Raw genomic sequence first — 21100 nt, 5'->3', positions numbered from 1 at the left:
AACAGTTTTATGATTGGTATTCTTTTCCAACAATTCGCCGCGCTACTCCATCAAGAATCTCTTGATGTCCGAATAATACCGTGGAAGGCTGCCATCCGGTGCATAACTGCGTCGCTTGGATCTCCACGATATGCCACCCACTGTCTGTTTTTTCTCCGGCTTGTCCCAACAGCCTGACAGTTTCCCCTTCATCCGAGGTTATAAACGCCGAGATAAAATCCAACCACGAACCAGGATATCCGCCCGTTGTCATCACGTGTTCAAGATCGGCCGATGGCCGATACAACACAGCTCGATGCAGTCCGTGCCGATCACCCTTTTGCTGTAATGCGGACAAAAACGGCGCATATACCTGCTCCACAGAGCGAACGATTCCAGGCGAAACCAATGTCAACGTCTCCGTGACGTCAAACAATGCGTGCGTTTCGTTGCTCTCCATGACCTCCAAGAGCTCCGCGAGGAGCAATGCGCCCTCACCTTCTGCCAATACATGGAGCTGAATATCTTTGGTCAAACACAGCGTTATCAACGACTCCACGATTTCCCGAGCTGCACCGTCCTGACTCGCGGCGCTTCTCGAAGCTCGCACCAGATCACGGCAGAGTGCTCGCCCCACTCCTTTCAACATTTTACTGATGGTCCAGGTCAAATTCTGACGATCCTGATCGCCACGAAGTGTGACATCCTCGGCGACGGACTGAAAACAACACAATGCCGACGACAGCAGATCGTTCGCCCAGAGTAAGGACAGAGGATAGACGCCCTCTCGCTTCCACATCATTTTGTCTCTGGCAACGCGTGTCACGGCTTTCGATAATTCCTCTTGTCCATGGCCAAAGACCAATAGGAGATGATCATAATGCCCGCCTGCAAGATATGTCACCGTTTCCTCAAAGCTCGCTTTCGGGCTCGGATACGTTCCTGAGACCACTCGTTGACCGTCGTCCAAATGCTGATAGTGACCAAGGACCTCAATACGCGGGGTACTAGCCTGCAGAGATAATCCGCGAAAGCCCAATCCTTGTTCGCTGACGCTGTAGTCAAACGCTTCCGGTGTCGGTACCGCCAAACGTAACACCCAAGCGTCATAGATGCTGTCGGCCCAATCCTGGTAACGCCATAAAGCCATTCCCGGCATGCCTTCGAATCCACCCCACTCCTTGCCCCAGGAGTTGAGAACCAGGAATCCTTCTGCCGTATAGCCGACAATCACAAATGCATGTCCGGAATTTTGGCCGACGGCGGGAAGAATATGGCCATTATTCTCCTCCACAACCTCCTTCCTCCACCCCTCATGAATGGCAGCAGAGACATACAACGCTCCAACTTCATTGATGGCGGCGTGAAAATCATTGAGTTGAGGGCGCACCCGATAGTAGGCTCCCAGTGTTGTGTTTCGAGCCGCTCGCGAGCGTTCCAATGTCAACTCTCCGCATGAATCACCGGATATATAGGGCCACTCGTTATCCAGACAAACACCGTTGTGATAAAAGCCTTTGATGACGGTGCGTAACGAGTAAATTTCACCACCGGAACGTGGTCCACGCTCTCCGACGACCATATGCTTGGCCATCTCGAAAAGCATTCGAGCACTGACTTGTGATTTGGAATGGCCATTTTCCTGATAACGCAGGATATCAATCAATGTTGCCAAAGCCTGTCCCGTGCAGCTCCCATCGCTTCCTTGTGTCCGAACAATCGAAGACAATACGTCCGAAGGAATACTGCTTTCCACTGGAAAGTATATTCGTTTCAACGGCCGAAGAGCCGGTGAATATATACAATCACGAAAATCAACAGAATCACGCGTCACAGAACCCACAACAACACTCCTTCAAGCGTATTTTTAAAATACTTCATGATTAACTAATCGGAGCATGTCAACACATGAACACGATAATCCACTCCAAATAACACAACAAACTATAGAGACTAATACACAACAATATAGTTGTTCACTGAATATATCGTCCCTCTGACATTCTCTCTCTAGAGGACACCAAACAAGAAACCTTAACATTACAGACGATAATTCAGAGCGATCAAAGCCCATTCATGAGAAAAACACATTCGCAAAAGAAGACCTCGCCCTATACAAAACATCTCACTGAATGGCTTGCTTTCAAGAGAGCACCGAGACGCAGAATTGCGCAAAAAGAACCATGCTGCTACTCTTTGTGTATATAATTCGTGTCCCATGTGCGCCAAACCCAAATTTTGAGAATACGCCGTTGTTGAGTAATAGCCTGCAGAGACGAACACACTTTTCCCACACTCTGGAGACATAATGGACGCATTTGTGAATCTGACCATTGTCACATTCAATCGAGTTGAATGTACTCAGCGATGTTTGGAATCCATATTGGAAATGACATCGTATCCATACGTCATCAATATTATAGACAATGGAAGCACCGACAGGACGAGAGAATACTTGGAATCCATTCGGCATGCCGATGGGTATTCCGAAAGAATCAATCGCATTGTGTATCTCGACACCAATATGGGCATCTCACCTGCGTATAATTTGGGGTGGAGCCTGTCCGATGCGCCATATTATGTAAAAATAGACAACGATGTTGTCTTTTTACGTGATGATTGGCTTGATGTGCTGGTCAATATTGCGGAAACCATCGACGATGCGGCAATGATTGGATTCGGTGAGAACACGAGTGGACTTCGACATGCCGCCGACGATCGGCTGTATTACGCGGGACATGTTGGCGGGTGTACGTTCATCAAACGCGCTGTTCATGAGAAGATCGGATTCTGGAATGAAGACTATGGACTTTACGGTGAAGAAGACGCTGATTATGGATTACGCGCCCGTTTAGCGGGATTTTGTAACCTCCGATATGCCGACAACAAAGGCGATTTTATAACCTACTCTGAACACATTGATGAAAATATATCTGAATATACGCAATGGAAATCTGAAGAACGCACAAAGAATATCGATATCAACTTCAAACTCAATGACGTGCTCTTCAAATGCGGATTCCGCGATCTCTATGTCGGACGAAAATTCTTGCCCTATGAAGACAACGGAACCATACGTTTTCGGGTCAATAAGGAATACGTCAGACATTTTGAGCAACTCAAAAATCGATACCTCCCGCTTCTCCCTGCCATTCTCCAATCCGCTGAGTATGAAGCAATAAATACTGAAATGGGATTCCATTTTTATTTTTAGTTGAGTATAGAGCATAAAACGGTACAACCGTATCTATAATCCCGATAAGGAGCGTTGAATTCAATGAAAACCTATTTTGATCCGCAGGATTTGCAGCAGTTTGGCGATGTCACCAAGGATGCCAAGGAATTAGGAGAGAAATTTTTTGATTACTATGGATCGGTCATGGGGCCAGGAGCACTGGACGAACGGGAGAAGGCGCTTATTGCATTGGCTATTGCTCACGCTTTACAGTGCCCCTACTGTATTGAAGCCTATACGCAAAAATGTTTGGAGCAGGATTGCGACAAGGAAGAAATGACCGAGGCCGTGCATGTTGCGGCGGCAATGAAAGCCGGTATCACGCTGGTTCATGCCATGCAAATGCGACGAAAGGCAGATGAAGTGAGCTTGTAATATGACGAGTATCCCGCTGTTTCATAAGGTACTCGCCGAACATGGTCTGACACTACGCCGAAGTACACCCCAAATATTGCAAATCAATGTCGGCCTTCTCTGTAATTTGGCATGCAAACATTGCCATCTGGAAGCTGGACCGAGACGTACCGAATGCATGACCAGCGAAACGAGAGAAGCGATCGTTGCTTATGCCGATGCATATCGGTTCGATCTCATCGATATTACCGGTGGAGCGCCCGAAATGAATCCGGAGTTGGCGCAATTACTGGAAGACATCGCCCCTTTGACCAACAACATCATGGTGCGCACCAATCTTGTCGCTCTGGATCACGAGGAACGACGTGACCTGATGGATTTATTGACTCGTCTCCGTGTCACTGTTGTTGCCTCGCTCCCTTCCCCACGCAAAGCGCAAACAGACAAGGTCCGTGGTGCGCAAACGCACGACACCTCGATCACTGTTCTGCAATCGCTCAATAAACGTGGATATGGACAGGACGGAAGCGGACTGGAACTCTATCTGGTGAGCAACCCGGCTGGAGCCTTTTTGCCGGCAGAACAGAGCGGATTGGAGCGACGGTTCAAGAAAGAATTGTCGCGCAACTTCGGTATAACCTTCAACAAACTTCTTGTGCTTCCCAATGCCCCGTTGGGACGATTCCGGACATGGTTGGAAGCATCCGGCAATTTGACGCCGTATTTGCAATCATTGGTATCGGCGTTCAATCCCGGTGCGTTGTGCGGCGTGATGTGCCGTGAAACCGTTTCCATTGCCTGGGATGGCACGCTCTATGATTGCGATTTCAACCAGGCAGCACACCGTCCCATGGTCGGAGGACTTCATGTTCGCGATATGGTGCTTCCCAGCGAAGGACAAACCATAGCAACGGGAGACCATTGTTTTGCTTGCACGGCAGGTTCGGGGTTCACGTGAGGCGGCGCGATACAGTCCTAGTTCAGGTCTGACGCCCACATCCGCACGCAACCCGTCACACGGACCAGCATTTCCTGCGGCGCACAGAACAAACGCGCGTCGTTTCAGACTCGACCGGTGTCGTACACGGTATATCAACCGAAATTGTCACGCCGTTCTCTTCGCTTGATTCCATGGCAATTGTTCCCCCCATTGTCGTGGTAATCAGCATTGCCGCATATGTCCCCAGTCCGGTTCCACCAATTTTCCCACACGTACTGTACTTGTCAAAAAAAGAAGTGCGAATCGATTCCGGGATAACCCCTTCATTATGAATCGCAACTCGTAAAGAACGGCCAGTATCAACTGTTATCGTAACGGATGCTCCCGACGGCGACGCTTCTATCGCATTTCTGATCAAATTCGAGAGCAATGAATACAAAAGTAACTCTTCTGCATAGATATCAAGAGGACGAGACACACAGTCCTCTGCGTCCTTGCAGCGCACCTCGACCACGACATGCTTCGAACGGAAGATACTCGCCAATTCATTGAGAACCGTCCTTAATACAGACGAAAAATTCATTTTCTCAGGGGAGTAAACATATACCCCAGTCTCCATTTTATATAAATCAAGAGACATATTGATCATGCGTAACATGCGGAACCCGGATTCCTGCACACAGCGCAGCAACGTGGCGTCTTCTTCACTCAGATCAAGGCTATCAAGTAATATATCCGGCACAGAAATAATGCCATTGAGCGGTGCTTTGAGATCATGCCGGATAATGTTTTGGATATCTTCTTTCAGTTTTTCGGATTTTTTCTGTTCTGTCATATCAACAAAAATTTCAACAAGGTGTGGTCTCCCTTCAATCTTTACCTGCGAGACGGTTTTCAAGATGGGCACCGTGTTTTTATCGAATGTGAGCAGAACTCTTTCAGAATTATCCAACCTTTGTTGCCTGTCCGTAATGGGACAATTCCCTTTTTCTGTCGGGCATAAAAATCGATGGCATACCTGTCCAATAACATCATGCTTTGCCGCTTGAATCATGTGAAGACCGGCACTGTTAATATCAACAATACAATGGTTGGACGCATCAACGACCACAATACCGGCGTGACTGCTTTCAAAAATCGTTCTGAGACGGTCTATCGATTCATTCAATTGGACTGTCCGAGCCTCAACCTGTCGCTCCAAAAGGACTTTATGCTCTCGAAACAATCTATTGATTTCAAAACTTTCGAGTGCATGGGCTCCCGCCGTCATAACAACGGTAAACAATGCAATCGATGTATCGAGAATGGTATTTTTGTCTTGTGCAAGAACACCGACAAACATGCCGCGTACACGTTTTGCCGTGGCCAAGACATGCAACAAGATATACTCTTCTCTATTTCGTGCCATAAAAAAGCAGGCACGTTCTGTTTGCAATGCAAAGGCAAAGGATTGATCGCGTATCAGTGCATCAACTTCAGCATCGAGAGAGGCCGAATCATCATTATAACTATAATATGCAGTCCCGAGATCATTTGTTCTATCATCAATCGGATACACCGCAGCACAACGAAAAACGATCATTGAGCATGCACGGTGGCAGAGCTCTTTCATCAAGGGATAAGAACTTGCTTCTTCTTGAAACGAACTGGCAAAACTCCCCAAAGACGACGCAAGTTCCAAGGCATCCATCGCAGCTGCTTTTTCACGTTCAAGCGACTCGATCTGCTTTTCAAGGAATGCAATGCGATCCGTTGCGTTCATAACGGTCCAAGAAATGAAGTATAGATATCGTCGAGCTGTCGCCGAGCCTGCATGACCACCGACGCAATGACACCTGGCCTGATGCCCAAGGCCTCCCAGGCTCCTTCAGCCAACCCGGTGAACAAGTACTCTCCGCTAAATCCATATCCAAGTGCCGTCGAAATTGCATTGGCCACACTGAGAATGGCCGCATCCTGGACTGTCACATCTGGGGCTTCATATGGAGCGTGGTGAAATCGCACCAATTCGACAAGCGAGCCCGGGACATTCCATCGAGACAACAACGCATTCCCGACAGCACAGTGATCGAATCCAAACACGTCGTGTTCTGCAAGGTACAGTGGGATCGCTTTTTGAAACGCCAATTGTGCCGCCAAACGCACGCGTTGAGCTGCCACCTTGACCATGACAAGACGGCCGACATCATGCAGCATGCCTGCAATAAAATACATTTCGATATTTTTTCTCTGCAAATGGAGAGCAAGGAGGCGGGCCAACACGCCACAACTCAACGAATGTTGCCAAAATGCCTTGAAGGAAAGGAACTCGGAAAACGCACCGTGAAACGTCCTGACAAGAGCCCCTCCCAATGCCAGACGCCCGATTTCATTGATGCCAAGCAACACCACGGCACGAGACAAAGAATCGATGTTTCTTCCAATCCCCATGGATGCGCTATTCGCCAGTCGTAATAGACGGGCGGTCAATCCTGTATCTTTCGAAATAATATCCGCCAACCGATTGGCGGTACAGGTGGGATCATGAAGCGCTTTTTCCACTTCAAAATAGATGTCCGGAAGTGAATAGAGATCTTCACCTAACGTCACAACCGTATTGATGTCCGGACCACGCTCAACGTTTCCGGTACGTTCTACATACTTGGGAAATGCTTGTGGGGTCCATCCGTTTTCAACATGGTGCATGAGACCAATACCAGCTTGCCGGCGAAGCTCTTCATAGGGCTCATGCGACATATTGGGAACAGCAAAGCGGTGGTCAATGCATTCTTGCATGGGATTTATTGTGCCCATGTCAAACTGTAAGCAGGATTCTTTATGAATGGAGACTGAGGATACTCCCCACATATTCAAAATGCGAAGATGACTCTCATCAATAGTCACACCGCTTTTGAGAAGGAGTCTTCCCTTCATGCTATACACATCATGAGACAAGACCATTCCGCAGTGAATATCCGTCACATTAATTTGTGGACAACGTTGTTTGTCACATTGTATTTTTTCTTTATCGTAATCCACCAATATACCTCCAGAGTCAGAAGCATACTGGCATATTGTACAAAGTATACAGTAAATATTTCCCGGCTAAAGGCGGACAAAACAACTTCTCAAAATGGCTATACACCCTGTTGCTTCTGTACAGAGAGACAATACGCTCTCAATGTAGATATGTCTATACTCGAAATACACCATCAAATCATCGCACATATGCGATATATACAGAGAAAAACACTCTATATTCCATATATTACGTCATTATCATAAAACGATCCAGAAAATCAAAAACGCGTGCAACATTTTTCGGATCGGCATCGAATGCCGAGTCAGCGTGATGTACACCGCGAAGTATTTCGAAGCAGATGTTCTGTTCACTTGCAATAGCCTGTAATGTTAGCGCAAAGTCTTTGGATTGCTGCATGGGAACGACACTGTCGAGATCGCCATGTTGAATAAGAAACGGTGGGATATTCGATGTTATATAGGTCTCGGGATTTGCGTGGCGCACCAGGTCGGGACGTTCCGTAATGGGTACCCCGAGAAGCTGTGATTCAAAGGAATCCGGCGTACTGTGCTTTTGCCCGGTAAGACCGCTCTGTACGAAATGGTCGTCCATGGTGAGAAAATTGATGGGGCCAAACCAATCGACAACAGCCTGAATGTCCGTACTTTGCTCCGGATTCCCCATGGTTTTGTCTTCCACATCCGGAACATTGGCAGATGTCCCGGCAAGAGCAGCCAAATGCCCCCCGGCCGAAGCCCCCCAGGCTGCAATGGAATTGCCGTCCAAATGATAGATTTCGGCATGGGCTTTTATCCATCGAATTGCCGCTTTCACGTCATATATTTGCGCAGGCCATTTGGCTTCACCACTGAGCCGGTAGTTGATGGAAACAACGGCATACCCGCGATGAAGCCCCTGCAACATGGGCGTCAGCTGTTTATCGGCTTTATCACCAAACTTAAACGCGCCACCGTGAATGGAAAGAACAACCGGAAACGGTCCGTCACCGGTTTGAGGAAGATAAATATCCAGCCTTTGAGCAGGCGACTGCGTGGCATAGGCAATATCGCGCCATTGTCGATCGATCCACCCTCTGTCGACCCGATTCCTTTTTCGAAGAAACATCCAGACTCCCAGGCCGAGCAACAGCCCCCCTCCGGTAAACGAAAGAATTCCATTCATCGTTTCGATCCATATCCGCACCCAGCAAAACCCTTGCACAACCGGCAGCACTCCGGGTGATCGTTTTATCAAATATTTTGAGAAGCTTTACGCCAGCGTTCATGGAACCGACGTGACGACGATGCTCTGCTTATGAAACGCCAAAATACGACGATTGAAAGGAAAAACGAAGATCACGGAGGGAGAAGCCACCCTTTCTCAAAAAACGACGGCTTCCCCCCAACGTCTCTCGTTCTTATCCTCGAACAAACAACGAGACACTCTCGATGTGTGGTGTATGCGGAAACAGATCGACCGGAGTCGTTTGGCGCAGTGTATATGCCGGTGCTAAATTCTTTGCGTCGCGAGCCAAGGTAGCCGGATTACAGGAGACATAGACCAGGCGGGCCGGGCCATTCTCAGCGAGAATGGGAGCGGCGTCTTTATGCATACCGGTTCGGGGTGGATCGATAATAATGACATCGGGTGAGGGATCCATCGGCGCTTCAAGCGTTTCAAGCACATCGGCGGCGAGAAAACGGCAATTTTCGATCGCATTTTCAACCGCAGTGCGTTTGGCATCGGCAACAGCATGGGCATCGGCCTCCACGCCAAGCACGGATGCAGCCCGACGAGCCATCCAAAGTGCCAGCCCCCCACTCCCGCAATACAGATCAACAACGTGCTCCGTACCGGAGAGGCCTGCGGCGTCGGATGCAGCATTATAGAGCAACTCAGCGGCTTCTGTATTGGTCTGAAAAAACGCATCGGCCGAAATGTAGAACCGCAAATCGCCAAGCGTTTCACGCAACCGTTTTTCCCCAATAACATTGAGGACTCGTTCGCCTTGGGCAAAGGCTGTCCTGGAGTGACGAGACGAATGGACAAACGATGTAATGCCTGGAAATGTCGTTGTCAGCTTTTCACCAAGTCCGCTGCCGATACGCGCCGCTTGCCGCCCGGGCGCGGTGATGAGATGCACAAGAAATTCTTCTGTGGCATGGCTTCGACGCACAACAAGATGTCGAAAAATCCCTTTTTCACGCCCCCGGCCCTGCCAGACGGACGCGCCCGAGGCACGACAGAACGCACGCGTTTCGGCAACAATCTTCCCGACAAGAGGATCCATCAGCGGACATTCGTCGACATCGAACACGGTATCGGGAGAACCAAGCCGGTGTAATCCGAGATGAAGATGGTCTTTCCGTGTACCGCGAAAAGTGAACTCCATTTTATTGCGATAGCGTGTGGTTCGCGGAGACGCGATGGTCGAAGTCACATGCGGTTCAGCAATGCCGCCGATACGGTTCAACGCCTGAACGACCTGGTGTTGCTTGACTGCGAGCTGGTCTTCATAAGCCAAATGCTGCCAAGAACATCCACCACATCGATGGAAATGCGGGCAGAACGGTTCAATTTTTCCCGGTGCCGGCGTGTCAACGCTCACAAGCGTTGCCTTGGCAAAAGCGGGTTTCACCTGTTGCACACGGGCACGAACGACTTCACCGGGAAGCGCTCGGGTGACAAAGATAGCCATGCCGTCGTACCGGCCTACCCCGTCGCCACCTAACGCGAGATCGTCTATAGTCAGTTGAATTTCATCACCTCGGGACAGGCTCATGCCGACTCCTTTGTAGAGGATTATATTCCAGGCAGAATCTGGCTGCCTTGACTTTCTTTTCGACTTCTTACAAATATATGTGAGACATTTCACGCAAAAAGGGGACAGCAATGATTGAAGAACTGATTCAGAATATGGCCCACTCTTCGACCCAAGGCTTTTATGGCGTTTCCGCCATCTTCATTTACTTGGCTATCATTGTTGTGGTTGCGCTCATGCGCATCCGCCAGTTCGCCAAAGAAGATCACCACTAAACACCGGCGGTTCGGCGGTCCTTTTTTTGCGAATGGGCCGTGTTCCCCCCGCGGTTATATGGTTTTCGGACCTCAATGGCGCGCACTGTCCGGCGGTGCGCGTTTTCTCTTTTTCGTCGTGTCTCGCTTCTGGGTTCTTCAAATCGGTATGGATTCTCCCGCACAGCAGAACTACAAACGGCTCACTCCGACACATTACCCTCGTTGAAGGATCATGAACAGATACCCTGTATAGACCGCTAGTAACACCCCCGATTGCAAGCGATTAATTTTTCCGCGAGCCGTTTGGGAAAATATCCAAATCAATGCAGACAAGCCAGCAAACACCACGAGGTCAATCACAAGCTGTGTAGCATACTCCACCGGTTTCACTAAACAGGAAGTGCCAAGTACCAGATAGAGGTTGAAAATATTGGAGCCGACAACATTCCCGACAGCAATATCGTTTTTCCCTTTGCGTGCCGCAACAACGCTGGTGACGAGCTCGGGCAAGCTGGTCCCCAAGGCCACGAGCGTCAGGCCAATAAGCGCTTGGCTTACGCCGAAATGTTCGGCAAAGAGGACCGCGTTATCGACAACAAGCTGCCCCCCCAACACCAAACTGACCAGTCCAGCAACACTCATCACACTGGCACGCGTGACGCTCACTTTTTCTGTCAGGGTTGTTTCCGCTTCAATCTTCCCGGTTTGTCTGGCAAGTTGAGCCACGCCACGCAGAAACCAGGCAAAACCGGCAAGTAATCCGAAACCGCCAAGTCGGGAGAGAACATAGTCACCACCGTGGGCAGACGAAAAAAGCCAGACAAGCAATGCCCCGAGTAGGCACAACGGAATTTCTTTACGCAACAGACTCGGACTCACCCGCAAGGGAACAATGACACCGGCCAGCCCGAGGATGAGTCCTGTATTGATGATATTGGACCCAATGATGTTGCCAAAGACAATGCCGCTGGCTCCCTGAAGAGAGGACACGACATTGACGAACAATTCAGGCGCACTCGTCCCGAAGGCAACAACGGTTAAGCCGACCACGAGTTCAGACACACCCATTCGCCTCGCCAGAGCCGAAGAGCCTTCAACAAGCCAGTCGGCCCCCTTGACGACAAGGGCGAAGCCCAGACAAAAGAGCAAGAAAGCAAGAACAAGACTCATATAGCCTCAACCGTAATTGCGGTGAATGACATTCGTTTCCTTGGTAAGACTGCCGAGAGGAACAGGCGTTGTGGACCAATTTGCCCGGAAAGGGCAAGCAAAACCTTTTTGAGAGGACCATCATCAATGACAACGCATCTTCCAGATTCAAGCATTGTGGCTGGAGAACACCCCACCGTCAAGGCTGGCGAAAGACTCCTGCTCGTTGAAGGCCGGGCTGAAACCAACTTTGCTGGACCTCGCATTATCGGGTGCCGCGCTCCGTTACCACGTCTTAGCGCTGGCGAAACACTGTGTGACACTTTTGACACTCCACAGCTCCGCGTCCTCCGATATTTGAGCCTTCCCGAAAGTCGTGCTTACCTTGTTGAGTCTTTGAACGATATGGCGGCTCAAGATCAAGCCACGTATAGTATTCAGCGCGACGGACTGAGTCTGGCGTGGATCACCATGAGTGATAAAGGCGCTGCCGGAATACGTGTAGACGAATCCGGCCCACTCATTGAAAGCATCATGGCGGACCGCATATCGTTGTCGCTGACTGCTGGATTTATTATTCCGGATGAAGCCGGTATGCTCAAAGAGCATCTGACACATCTTGCGTTGACGCAACGGTTCGACATCATTGTCACCACAGGTGGTACCGGTCTCTCACCGCGCGATATTACCCCGGAAACCACATTGGCGGTTATCGAAAAACGCCTTCCCGGCTTCGAAGCCGCAATGCTAAGCACCTCGCTCTCCAAAACACCACATGCCGCTATTTCCAGAGCTGTTTGTGGAACACTGGGACAATCGATTATTGTAAACCTCCCCGGCAGCAAAAAAGCAGTTGCCGAGAATCTTGAAGCGATTCTCCCTGCATTACCCCATGCCCTTGATAAATTGCGTGGAGACCCAGCCGATTGCGGAGCCCATTGACAAGGGTACCCCCAAGTATCAGTATATTGGATCGTTTGATGCGTTTACTATAGAATCGATTCTTACTCTTGGGGGTTTCACTGTGCAGCATGAAGTATTTGCACCAACATCAGACTCCGATCTGCCTATAACTATGCCATATTCTGAAGCTTCATTTGGCGTACGTCTTTTTGAGCTCGTGGGAAGTTTATCACGAGCGATGGACTTGGTCTGTCCGGCCGTGGTCGATCACCATCGACGCGTCGGTTATTTAGCGATGCGCCTTGCCGATCACCTCGGCCTGACCACCAGAGAAAAGACCGATATCGCTCTGGCAGGCCTGATTCATGATGCCGGCGCATTTTCTTTGAGCTGCCGACTCGATGCCCTCGCCTTCGATTCTTCCGAAGACAGTCATTGCGAATCTGGCTACCGGCTCTTTCGTATGTTTCCCCGATTCGCCATCGTAGCCCAGTATGTACGGTACCACCATGCCAAGTGGAACTCTGCGATCTTTTCTCCACATAATCCCGAACGCGCTCCGATCGCGGCAAACCTGCTCTTTCTTGCCGACCGTATTGATGTTCTTATGCCGCGTGGCAAAGGGTGTTGTCCGAATATCAGCTATATACGATCCCAGATTTACACCGCACGAAACAATTTCAATCCGCGTTTTGTCGAAGCGTTTTTCGATTTAAGCACCGATGCCGACTTCAAAGAATCGCTTTTGTCGTCCGAACACTTCAATTGTTCCAAGACAGAATGCGGACTCGACAATCCATTGCTCTGCCTTGAAGAAATTCTTGATTTTTCGCCGCTCTTTTCACAAATCATAGACTTTCGTTCACGCTTCACGGCAACACACTCCCGTGGTGTTGCCGAAACGGCTGTCGCTTTGGCTGAACTGTTTAGTTTTGATCAAGAAAAACGTCTTTGTATGTCAATTGCCGGCGATTTGCACGACTTGGGAAAACTTGCTGTTCCAGCAGAAATCATTATGAAGCCGGGCAAGTTGACGCAAGATGAGTTCTCGCTCATCCAATCCCATCCCGAACAAGGCCAAAAAATTCTTGCCGACATTCCGCATTTCGAGGACATCGCCACCTGGGCTGGACAGCACCATGAACGACTCAATGGAAAAGGCTACCCTAAAAACCAGGAGCACCATGAGATTAGTATCGAGTCGCGCATTCTGGCTGTCGCCGATGTCTTTACTGCCATAACCGAAGACCGTCCTTACCGTGTTGGCATGGATCGCACAAAAGCCCTAGCCGTTCTCGACGACATGGCCGTAAAAAATGAACTCGATGGCGATGTGGCTGGGCTCATCAAAACAAATTACGACGCCTTTATCGCGGTTCGCCAACACGCCCAAGACTCAGCCCGCCAGGCGTTTATGCAAGTACAGCCGACAAGCGGCGTGCTCTAAAATGCCGATTTTTCCCTCTTCGCTTGAGCATCGGCACAGGCTACAGTACAGTCTGCCCCGGACTGGACGTATGGTTGCGTCCGGCGCACTTCAACGCTGTATCTTCAGGAAATAATTCATGGACCAGTACGTCGCCGATCTTCACATTCATTCTCGTTTTTCCAGAGCAACAAGCAAGGCGCTCACTCCACGACACCTCGCCGCCTGGGCTCGTGTCAAAGGGATCGGCGTCGTTGCCACGGGCGATTTTACGCATTCGGGCTGGCTCGGAGAACTCAAAGAACAACTCGTCCCCGATGATACCGGGTTGTTGCGTTTAGCCGAACCAATCATTCTTGGGGAAGAAATTCCGCAATTTCAACACATCGATTTTCCGGGCGATCCCCGTTTCATGCTTTCGGCGGAAATCTCCTCCATTTACAAACGTGGAGGCAAGGTCCGAAAAATTCATAACCTTGTCTACATGCCCTCCTTCGAGGCTGCCGAAGCACTCAACGCCAAACTGGCCAAGGTGGGCAACCTTGAATCCGATGGCCGTCCTATCCTGGGGCTGGATAGCCGGATTCTTCTCGAAATGGTCCGAGAGACACATCCGTTGGCCTTCGTCATTCCGGCACATATTTGGACCCCGTGGTTCTCATTGTTCGGGTCGAAATCCGGGTTTGATCGCCTTGAAGATTGTTATGGCGACCTGTCGAGCGAAATTTTTGCATTGGAAACCGGCCTTTCCTCAGACCCAGAGATGAACCGTATGCTTTCGGCGCTCGACAGGTATACACTTGTCTCGAATTCTGATGCACACTCCGGCGACAAACTCGGGCGTGAAGCCAATGTATTTTCCGGAGAACGATCCTACGAAGGCATCTTCAACGCGTTGCAGCGCAAGGAATCGGCATCGAAATTTCTCGGCACTGTGGAATTTTTCCCCGAAGAAGGGAAATATCACATGGATGGCCACACAAATTGCGATGTGGTTATGGACCCGCAGGAAACCAAGGCCCGTGGCGGCATTTGTCCCAAATGCAAAAAGCCGCTCACCGTCGGCGTGTTATACCGCGTCATGGAGCTGGCCGACCGTGATACGCCGATTTATGCTCCGGATTCTCCCGCTTTCACCTGGCTGATCCCGCTCAATGAAATCATTTCGGAAATTGTTGGTGTCGGCCCCAAAACCAAAAAAGTGGCCGCGGTGATGGCCCAACTTCACGAACGCTTCGGTTCGGAGTTGCGTATTCTCCAGGACGCTCCACCCGAGGAGCTTGCCCGCGTCCTCCCTCCGCTTGGTGAAGCCCTGACGCGCATGCGCCAAGGTGAAGTCATCCGCACACCGGGATTTGACGGCCGATATGGAATCATCCGCCTCTTCTCTCAGGAAGAACGAAAAGATTTTGCCGGACAAGGGCGACTTGTCGCCATGACACCGGCAAAGCGGTCACGCTCTTCAAAATCATCTCCGAGTGCAACCAAAACTAAAGACGCCACAACTGCCGGCGAATCGGACGACATCAGCGACAGGCCCTTGCCGGAACCGGAGACTTCCGGTCCGGCTGTTTTCAATGCCAAACAGCAGGCCGCGCTTGAGACACAGGCAGCGCACGTGCTCGTGCTGGCGGGTCCAGGTACCGGAAAGACCCACACCCTCATCGGAAGAATCCGCGCACTCGTCGATGCCGGCGTTCCCGGCCCGTCTATTTTAGCAGTAACCTTCACACGCCGGGCAGCAGCGGAAATGCGAGAGCGCCTGACGCGCCAGCTCCCGGCCGAGATCGCTTTGCCCCGTACCGATACGCTTCACGCGCTTGCCTATGATTTCTGGGCAAACACACAAGGCGATCCGCCCGTCCTCCTCTCGGACGAGGCCGCTCGACGTTTATTTGCTGAAGTCAATCCAGAGCTTCGGAGTGCTCAACTGAAAGAAGCGTGGCAAACGTTTCAACGCTGTCGCGAATCTCTGCTTCCGCTTGAAAGCAAGCGCCAAGAGGATCAGCTCTCCGAGCTCCTTGAGGAGGATGAATCGCACGAACTCCTCACGTCCTCCGAAGATCAGCACGACCTGAGCCTCGCTGAAGCAGCGAATAGGTATTTTGTCCAAAAGCGTACCTGGAATCTGGCCGATTACACCGACTTGCTCGAATTCTGGCTGGAAAAACTTGTGGCCGGTGTCGCCAAGAGCGAAGCCGTGCATATTCTTGTCGACGAAGCGCAAGATTTGTCTCCACTCCAACTCGCATTATTGCGTGAGCTGGCTCGTGGACAAACTCGACGAATATTTGCCATCGGCGACCCGGATCAATCCATTTACGGATTTCGCGGCGCAACCCCAAATATCGTTGACGCACTGGAACAATTTTGGCCCGATCTCGATGTTATCGACCTCGCCGAAAATTATCGGTCAACTCAACGGGTGCTCACATTATCTGCGGGAGTCTTCCCGGACAAACCCGCATTGCACGCCAAAGGGCGGCAGGATGAAGCCGACGACGACATCATCGTTTTCAAAGCGCCGAATGGATCACGCGAAGCCTCATGGATTGCCGAACGTATCCGGGATTTACTCGGGGGAACCAGCCTGACTTTTTCACGCGATAGCGGAAAGCCGGCGATGAGTCCGGGAGACATCGCCATTCTTTTACGCTTTCGTGGATTGTTTGATCCGATTAAACGAGCGCTCGACCGGCTTGGCGTCCCCTGCGCGGTACCTGAAGCAGACGCCTGGTGGGCTGAACCCAGAGTTGCGGCGATTGTTGCAGCAGCATCACGCTTGTTCGGTATGGCACCATCCCACGACGAAACGGAACTCTCCTGTCCCGACGAAATCCTTGCACAAGGGCCGGCCGGGCTTCATGCCGCTCTTGGCGATACGTTGCCGTTTGATCATTTTTTCTGGCAAAGCCAAGCTTATCGCAAACTCGTTCAGGCATTTAAAGAGCATGAAGGCTGGGCAGGACTCATTACCTATATCAATACGCAGAATGAACTGGAACTTGTCGGCAAAGCCGCAGAAAAAGTCCGCATCATGTCATTACATGCGGCCAAAGGATTGGAATTCGAAGCTGTATTTTTGCCGGCATTGGAAGATGGCATTCTTCCGTTTGCCGGATCGGGCTTTTTGTCGGGAAAAATCAATCCCGGCGATGATATGTTTGACGATGCCGAAGAAGCCCGCCTTTTCTACGTAGGACTGACCCGAGCCAAAAGACGACTCTTTTTAAGCCATGCTGAAAAAAGAGATCTTTACGGTCGCAATCTTGTCCTCAAACGGTCACGATTTCTCGACAGATTGTCGTTAAACACCGTGAAACAGCATTCGCTCGTGGCGAAGAAAGTACGCCAAGTCAAACAACTCAACCTATTTTGATCGCGAATCAATGTTCCCGAAGCTGAGCCATGTGCTCACAACCGGCAAAATATGGGGAACGTAAGGAGGGGAGGGTTTTACGTTATAAAATAAAGCGATAGACATAGCGCTCGTACACAAGACACATACGGTGTGCAACCGTCCGTTTCAATCCAATCCCCTGTAGTCGGCAATACATGTGAAGTGGATTGAGGACATGCTGCAGCCGGTTGCGAAAACGGCTCATGACGTATCCTTCAATGTAAATACACTGTTCTCACGGATTTCCTGCGCTTCGTGCGAACTTGGAAGCCTCTTTTATCGTTGTTGCCTCTTCTTGGCAAGTCATTAACCTCCCCTTTTCGGCCACGCATTCACCTTTACAAAATGGCCGCACGAATTTACCTCAAGAAGATAATGAGACGATATCGCCCCCACCGCACACCATGGCGCACTGCAGCGCCAAGTTATGTCTGGCCCGATACAGCGGCAGGCAATTGCCGGCTGTTTCCCTCGCGAATAGAAGACGTGGCAATTCTCTTTCTCGATACGGCAGCGTCCCTCGCCATGCCCAACGATGAACTCCCCTGTGTTCGCGACACGGAACGGTATACGTTTCACGTTCATCTTCCATTGGATCTCCCGTGGGAAAAAGGAGTGGGCACTGTTTTCGACATTGTGCGCCGACTGCTGTCCAAAATTGACGCGTTGTCGCCCTGGGCGGCCGTCCTGCATCCTCCGGCCAATCCAGCGGACCTTGATGCCTTTGCCCGTTTATGGATTCGATCGGGCTTGCCAAGTCGGGATTTGTTGATTGAAAACACAGAGTCCGATGATATACGACCGCACTTACCGGTTATCGTGCGGCACGACCTGTCATTATGTCTCGATATCGGCCATGCTGTTGCTTCACGTGATCTCGAACTGTTTGCCCGGCCGGAAATACAGCGTTACATTCGTATGATTCACGCCTATGCGCCTTTTTTGCGCGATCGCGCCCAAGACGCCCGACGTGGTCGACATCGCCATTTGCCGTTATCGCTTTTGGATGATTCCGGGAAAGCGCTGTTCTTTGATATATTGCGGCACCCATCTCCTGATCTCGTCATTGTGTTCGAAGTTTTCGACCCTGAATATCTTCGTCACAGCCTTGATTATTTCGATGGATTATGCCGCCAATTGGGGGTTGGATCGTGATTCGCCTCGTTCTTGGAGGCCAATGTTCGGGAAAAACACAAGCCGGATTGGATTTTCTCATGACCGACAACGGTCCTCATCTTCTTCTGGCCACCGGACAAGCACGCGACTTTGGTTTTCGTCAACAAATTCTCGATCACAAACACGAACGGCCTCCCAACATAGCTGTCATTGAGCCAGGACTGCATATGGGGCAATGTTTGCTCGATAATGCTGATCAATGGGGTGCAATTCTCGTCGATAGTCTGGACTTTTGGCTCTTCACCTGCCAAAATTCCCCATACACCGAGTCTACGACGGCGTTGGCCGCATTTGATGCATGTCTTGCCCGGTGGAATACAACAGCCCGCGCCCATCTCACCATTATCAGTAGCGAGACCGGGCTCGGCTTGTCTCCGGCCCATGCCGCGTCGCGTCAATTCGTCCGCGAACTCGGCAAACTCAACCAGAAAACCGCCGCCCATTCCGACGAAGCCTATTTCGTCGCTGCCGGCCTTCGACTTCCGCTCAAAAGGACCTGAAATGGCCTATTTCCGACAGCTCGACGACGAAATGACCCACTTGATCTCTCTGTTCGAGCGAGACAACAAATGGCTTATTATTATCAATGCCGACCCCGATGCCATGGCCTCGGCCATGGCGCTCAAGCGTATCATGAGCCGCCGTGTCGATTCGTGTGATATCGCCAGCATCAACGAAGTCAAACGTCCCGACAATCTCGCTATGATTCGCTATCTCCGTATCCCGTTGTTATCCTATTCGCCGGAGATGAAGAACAATTATACACACTTTGCCATGGTCGATTCCCAACCACATCATAACACAGCCTACGCTGGCATTTCTTTTTCCATCGTCATCGACCACCATCCACCACACCCCGACTTTCCTTTCAGCTCGAATTATCGTGAGATTCGTTCGGACTACGGATCGAACAGCACCATTATGACCGAATATCTGTACAACCTCAAAATCCGACCAGGGAAACTGCTCGCGACTTCGCTCATGTATGGCATCAAATCCGATACTCAGAGTTTTGAGCGCAACTTCTGCGATGTGGATATCAAAGCATTCAGCTATCTCAACAAATGGGCCGACACTCCACTGCTCAAGAAAATTGTCTATAGCGAGTATAAAAAGGAATGGCTCAAATATTTCTCACAAGCCTTCCGTAAAATGCGTTTTATCGGCCGCGAAGGTGTTTTTGTCTGGATGGGACGGATGGAAAGCCCGGATATCCTTGTTATTCTCGCTGATTTTTTTACTCGGGTGCATGGATTATCTTGGGTTGTGGTCTGTGGAAACTGTGAAAAAAAAGCGGTGGCAGTCTTTCGTGGCGACGGGCTTCATCGCGATATGGGGGCTTTTTCCCAAATCCTCTATGCCGATGTCGGTTCAGCCGGTGGACATAAATCCATGGCTCGTGCAGAAATAGATCTGAAGAGCATTGAAACCAAAGATGTTGAAAGCTTCTTTTGGGACCGGCTTGTCAAAAGAAAACCTGCCGGATTCTAGCCCATGTATGCTGCTTTGCAAGGACAGCCTGTGTTGAAAGGTGAACCTGTTTCCAAAAATAGAGATGATTTTTTTGTCATTTCCGTCAGATCAATCCTCCCCGAAACAGCAGGAGATTTCGATCTCTATCTGAAACGGGATGACTGGTTTGTTCTCTATGCTTCCAAGGGCGATAGTTTTGCCATTGATCCCAAATTGACTCGTATTCTCCGTGTCAATGAATTTTATGTGCCTGTGTCCCAACGGTATGAATACGAAAAATATCTCGCGAAGAACCTCGGTGCCATGCTGCTCAATGAAGAGCTTCCGATCGAAAAGCGCTCGGAAATCTTCTACAACATGTCCACAAAAATCTTACAGGCATCGCTCGTCACCAAGATGCCGCGCGGCCTCAATCCCACGGCCTACAAAGAAATGCAGGACGTGGTACTCAAAGCCGTTCATTTTCTTTCGCTGGAAGGAACGCTCAAGAGTGTTTCCGAGTTTGTTTCCCGAAAATATCACTCCTATACGCATTCCATCAATGTCATGGTGCTCGCCGTCAGTATTCTCCAGACCATGGACACGCAGCAAGACGAATTGTTGCAATGCGGACTTGGCGCAGTCCTGCACGATATCGGCAAAACCCTCATTCCCGACGAAATCCTCAACAAAGCCGAAGAACTCACCGAAGAAGAATGGGATCTCGTCAAAACGCACCCGGTTCGCGCTATCAGTATCTGTTCCAGTATCCCGCTGACGCCGATAACGACCAACTGCATCCTTTTCCATCACGAACGGTATGACGGAACCGGCTATCCCGGTGGTTTAGCCGGTGAAGCCATCCCTTTCCACGCGCGAGTGATGTCCGTCTGCGACGTCTACGACTCCCTGACATCAGACCGCCCCTATGCCAAAGCCCTCAAACCGTATGACGCCCTCGATACCATGCAAGGCAAACTCCGTGGCGCCTTCGACTCCACGATCTACAAACGCCTCGTCTACGTCCTGGGCAATGCCCGCGTCATCTGATGTGCTGAGGGGTTACA

The 21100-nt window shown here is 50.4% G+C and carries 18 protein-coding genes; 11 read left to right on the top strand and 7 right to left on the bottom strand.

The annotated features are described in order from the left end of the window. Positions 1-7: 7 nt before the first annotated feature. Positions 8-1822 carry a C1 family peptidase gene (locus G451_RS30290; protein WP_051261662.1) on the bottom strand — a complete coding sequence of 605 codons (1815 nt, stop codon included), beginning with the start codon at positions 1820-1822 and terminating at the stop codon, positions 8-10. Positions 1823-2287: 465 nt separating this feature from the next. Here G451_RS30290 and G451_RS0118370 point away from each other — a divergent pair, with 465 nt between their 5' ends. The 3 genes from G451_RS0118370 (at position 2288) to arsS (ending at position 4526) form a co-directional block, all read left to right on the top strand. Next, positions 2288-3193 carry a glycosyltransferase family 2 protein gene (locus G451_RS0118370; RefSeq protein WP_027185402.1) on the top strand — a complete coding sequence of 302 codons (906 nt, stop codon included), beginning with the start codon at positions 2288-2290 and terminating at the stop codon, positions 3191-3193. Positions 3194-3256: 63 nt separating this feature from the next. Next, complete coding sequence (locus tag G451_RS0118365) at positions 3257-3589, top strand: arsenosugar biosynthesis-associated peroxidase-like protein (protein WP_027185401.1); 333 nt, start codon at positions 3257-3259, stop codon at positions 3587-3589. A gap of 1 nt (position 3590) precedes the next feature. Beyond that, a complete protein-coding gene (gene arsS, locus G451_RS0118360; RefSeq protein WP_027185400.1) occupies positions 3591-4526 on the top strand; it encodes an arsenosugar biosynthesis radical SAM (seleno)protein ArsS in 936 nt (311 codons plus the stop codon). Between the two features lie 55 nt (positions 4527-4581). Here the strand turns inward: arsS and G451_RS30285 are convergent, their stop codons facing one another. From G451_RS30285 to rlmD, 4 genes are all read right to left on the bottom strand, one after another. Next, on the bottom strand, positions 4582-6270 hold the full coding sequence (locus tag G451_RS30285) for a sensor histidine kinase (RefSeq protein WP_051261661.1): 1689 nt from the start codon (positions 6268-6270) through the stop codon (positions 4582-4584). Then, positions 6267-7526: an HDOD domain-containing protein gene (locus G451_RS0118350; RefSeq protein WP_027185399.1), complete on the bottom strand. Its 1260-nt coding sequence runs from the start codon at positions 7524-7526 to the stop codon at positions 6267-6269. The genes G451_RS30285 and G451_RS0118350 overlap by 4 nt, the downstream gene beginning before the upstream one ends. A gap of 229 nt (positions 7527-7755) precedes the next feature. Beyond that, a complete protein-coding gene (locus tag G451_RS0118345) occupies positions 7756-8691 on the bottom strand; it encodes an alpha/beta hydrolase (RefSeq protein WP_211236365.1) in 936 nt (311 codons plus the stop codon). Positions 8692-8926: 235 nt separating this feature from the next. Continuing rightward, positions 8927-10291, bottom strand: coding sequence for a 23S rRNA (uracil(1939)-C(5))-methyltransferase RlmD (gene rlmD / locus G451_RS0118340; RefSeq protein ID WP_027185397.1), 1365 nt, complete (start codon positions 10289-10291; stop codon positions 8927-8929). A 110-nt stretch (positions 10292-10401) separates the two neighbouring features. On the opposite strand from rlmD, the gene G451_RS34595 reads away from it, so the two are divergent. Beyond that, complete coding sequence (locus tag G451_RS34595) at positions 10402-10545, top strand: hypothetical protein (protein ID WP_169727905.1); 144 nt, start codon at positions 10402-10404, stop codon at positions 10543-10545. A 195-nt stretch (positions 10546-10740) separates the two neighbouring features. Here G451_RS34595 and G451_RS0118330 read toward each other — a convergent pair whose 3' ends face one another. After that, positions 10741-11697 (bottom strand): calcium/sodium antiporter, encoded by a 957-nt coding sequence (locus G451_RS0118330; RefSeq protein ID WP_027185396.1) that lies wholly within the window; start codon positions 11695-11697, stop codon positions 10741-10743. Between the two features lie 126 nt (positions 11698-11823). On the opposite strand from G451_RS0118330, the gene G451_RS0118325 reads away from it, so the two are divergent. From G451_RS0118325 to G451_RS0118315, 3 genes are all read left to right on the top strand, one after another. Further along, entirely contained in the window at positions 11824-12618 is a 795-nt protein-coding gene (locus G451_RS0118325; RefSeq protein ID WP_027185395.1) for a MogA/MoaB family molybdenum cofactor biosynthesis protein, read from the top strand. Continuing rightward, the gene (locus tag G451_RS0118320) at positions 12587-14026 is read left to right on the top strand and encodes an HD-GYP domain-containing protein (protein WP_169727904.1); all 1440 of its coding nucleotides are present in this window, start codon (positions 12587-12589) and stop codon (positions 14024-14026) included. Before G451_RS0118325 ends, G451_RS0118320 begins: the two co-directional genes overlap by 32 nt. A gap of 118 nt (positions 14027-14144) precedes the next feature. After that, a complete protein-coding gene (locus tag G451_RS0118315; protein ID WP_027185393.1) occupies positions 14145-17384 on the top strand; it encodes a UvrD-helicase domain-containing protein in 3240 nt (1079 codons plus the stop codon). Positions 17385-17466: 82 nt separating this feature from the next. Here the strand turns inward: G451_RS0118315 and G451_RS34590 are convergent, their stop codons facing one another. After that, on the bottom strand, positions 17467-17610 hold the full coding sequence (locus tag G451_RS34590) for a hypothetical protein (protein WP_169727903.1): 144 nt from the start codon (positions 17608-17610) through the stop codon (positions 17467-17469). A gap of 170 nt (positions 17611-17780) precedes the next feature. Between G451_RS34590 and cbiR the strand changes: the two genes are divergently transcribed. The 4 genes from cbiR to G451_RS0118290 are packed head-to-tail and all read left to right on the top strand — an operon-like array spanning position 17781 to position 21083. Then, entirely contained in the window at positions 17781-18560 is a 780-nt protein-coding gene (gene cbiR / locus G451_RS33060) for a cobamide remodeling phosphodiesterase CbiR (protein WP_156921709.1), read from the top strand. Further along, positions 18557-19081, top strand: coding sequence for a bifunctional adenosylcobinamide kinase/adenosylcobinamide-phosphate guanylyltransferase (locus G451_RS0118300; RefSeq protein WP_027185392.1), 525 nt, complete (start codon positions 18557-18559; stop codon positions 19079-19081). Before cbiR ends, G451_RS0118300 begins: the two co-directional genes overlap by 4 nt. A 1-nt stretch (position 19082) precedes the next feature. Next, positions 19083-20072, top strand: coding sequence for a DHH family phosphoesterase (locus tag G451_RS0118295; RefSeq protein WP_027185391.1), 990 nt, complete (start codon positions 19083-19085; stop codon positions 20070-20072). A 30-nt stretch (positions 20073-20102) separates the two neighbouring features. Further along, positions 20103-21083, top strand: a complete 981-nt coding sequence (locus tag G451_RS0118290; RefSeq protein ID WP_169727902.1) for an HD-GYP domain-containing protein — start codon at positions 20103-20105, stop codon at positions 21081-21083. Positions 21084-21100 lie beyond the last annotated feature (17 nt).

Source organism: Desulfovibrio inopinatus DSM 10711 (assembly GCF_000429305.1).
In the GTDB taxonomy this organism is placed as follows: Bacteria; Desulfobacterota; Desulfovibrionia; order Desulfovibrionales; family Desulfovibrionaceae; genus Alteridesulfovibrio; species Alteridesulfovibrio inopinatus.
This window is presented reverse-complemented; position numbering and strand designations above follow the sequence as displayed.